General features: G+C 33.9%; 3 protein-coding genes. 1 reads left to right on the top strand and 2 read right to left on the bottom strand.

The window, feature by feature from the left end; all coding sequences use genetic code 11:
* A partial coding sequence (locus GO621_RS19175) for a hypothetical protein (RefSeq protein WP_232335710.1) occupies positions 1-186 on the top strand: 186 nt, incomplete at its 5' end.
* A 75-nt stretch (positions 187-261) separates the two neighbouring features.
* Here GO621_RS19175 and GO621_RS18585 read toward each other — a convergent pair.
* On the bottom strand, positions 262-783 hold the full coding sequence (locus GO621_RS18585; protein WP_157569881.1) for a hypothetical protein: 522 nt from the start codon (positions 781-783) through the stop codon (positions 262-264).
* 246 nt (positions 784-1029) lie between these two features.
* Positions 1030-1530, bottom strand: coding sequence for a hypothetical protein (locus tag GO621_RS18580; protein WP_157569879.1), 501 nt, complete (start codon positions 1528-1530; stop codon positions 1030-1032).
* Positions 1531-1727 lie beyond the last annotated feature (197 nt).

Raw genomic sequence — 1727 nt, 5'->3', positions numbered from 1 at the left:
GGGGACAAAAAAATCTTTAGCAAACTTTCTCGGGCGAAAACACAAATTGCGCCTAACGAACAAGTATTGCCGATGGTGGGGGAATTGAAAAACCATCCACCCCGGCAACTTCCGTTCATATTTATTCAAAGGTTAAAAAATTATTCTGCTGCTCAAAATCATTTCTTTAGCCGGAACCAAAGCTGATAGCGGTATGCAGTCAATTACTCCAACGTCCAGCCCCACTATTGGCAATACTACTGTTGGCTGCTGTACATTTTCTTATCTATCAATTTTAGAGGTATGAAGCTTTCTGTATTCGTCAAATTCTTCCTGTGTCATAAAGTTTGTACCTTGTCCTAATACAAAATACCATTTCCCTTTTTGTTTGATAAAAGTTTCAGCTCTGATAACTTTAAAATGTACGTCTCCTTTTGGTGAGTTAAAAACAATATCTACAGTCTTAGTTTTGATTGCAGTTGTCCCATTAAATATTCTTAGTAATTCTGTTCCTGGAACTGGCGTAACTGATTTAAAACTTATACTGTCCTCTACAAATGTTTGAAGTTCTGCCGGAACTCCATAGGACATTTTTCCGTCAGCACCAATACCAACATAGTCATCGTTTAAGGATAATGACTTATCAAAACTATTTTTAATTGAGTTAATTATTTTTCTGTCTTTGGGATAATTAGTTGTATCATATTTCCCTACTGGTATTACTTGTCCTACTACATTTAGTGTCATAAAAGCAGCGAATAGCAAAGTCATTGTTATTCGTGATATTGCAGTAAAATTTTTCATTTTCTTATTCGTTTGTCAAGTTTGTAAAATGTCAGTTTGTATAGCAGCCAACGGAAAGGGCTTGGCGAAGAACTGGAAATAGAAATCCTTCTGCCGAAACCAAAGTTAAATTAATGTTCCAAAGTTCAATACTGTTTTTACAAGCTAAATTTTATTCGGTCTGCCGGAACTGAAGCAAAATAGTAAAACAAAAGTTGATGTTTATTCCGTCCGCCAGTTTTTTGCCAAACCAATGTTGGCTGCCGCTTATTTTTTATTAGTATGTGAAATTTCTGATTTTAAAATGTCAATTTGCTTTTGAAGTTTTTCAATTTGTGGATCAATATTATTTCTTTGAATTAAAAATGTTGTCAACGCTAAAATAAATCCTAAAATTCCAATTATTACTCCAAAAATTTCAAATAATGTTGTCTGATTTTTTACGGCTGACAAATTATGATAATGATTGTCAACTGCTGCTTTTTTTCCTATTTCAGTAATTAGATACAAATGGTTTTTTTGATTTGTATTTGGGTCGCTTTGATACATACAAGCAAATCCATCACTGCTTATAGAAATCATTAGCTTCTCTATTTCAGACTTATTTAGCTTGGCAATGTCTGTTAATTCCAAAACAGACAAACTTCTTCCTAAGTCGGTTACTTGTCTTCCAAAATTTGTTTCATCGTAGCCAACTTTCCATTTGTCATAAAGAGCTTTAAGTAATTTCTCTTTCCTTGTGTTATTGTCTATTACTTTTATTTTCATCTTTTGACGGATGTCGGTTTTAAGTGGCAGCTAACGGAAAAGGCTTGGCGAAGAACTGGAATTTAAAACCCGTCAGCCAAAACCAAAGTTAAATTAATGTTCAACTGCTGATGCTTCTTTTACCAGCTAAATTATTGTTCCATCAGCCGGAACTAAAGCAAAATAGCAAAACAAAAGCTGAAATTGTAACCTGTCAG

It is taken from the genome of Mucilaginibacter arboris, assembly GCF_009754915.1.
Lineage (GTDB): Bacteria > Bacteroidota > Bacteroidia > Sphingobacteriales > Sphingobacteriaceae > Mucilaginibacter_A > Mucilaginibacter_A arboris.
Note: the sequence above shows the minus strand (reverse complement) of the source record. Positions and strands in the feature narration are given on the sequence as shown.

What these genes read in the sequence shown, in the direction of transcription:
- GO621_RS18585 (WP_157569881.1), bottom strand. Translation starts at nt 783, where the DNA reads ATGAAAAATTTTACTGCAATATCACGAATAACAATGACTTTGCTATTC.
- GO621_RS18580 (WP_157569879.1), bottom strand. Translation starts at nt 1,530, where the DNA reads ATGAAAATAAAAGTAATAGACAATAACACAAGGAAAGAGAAATTACTT.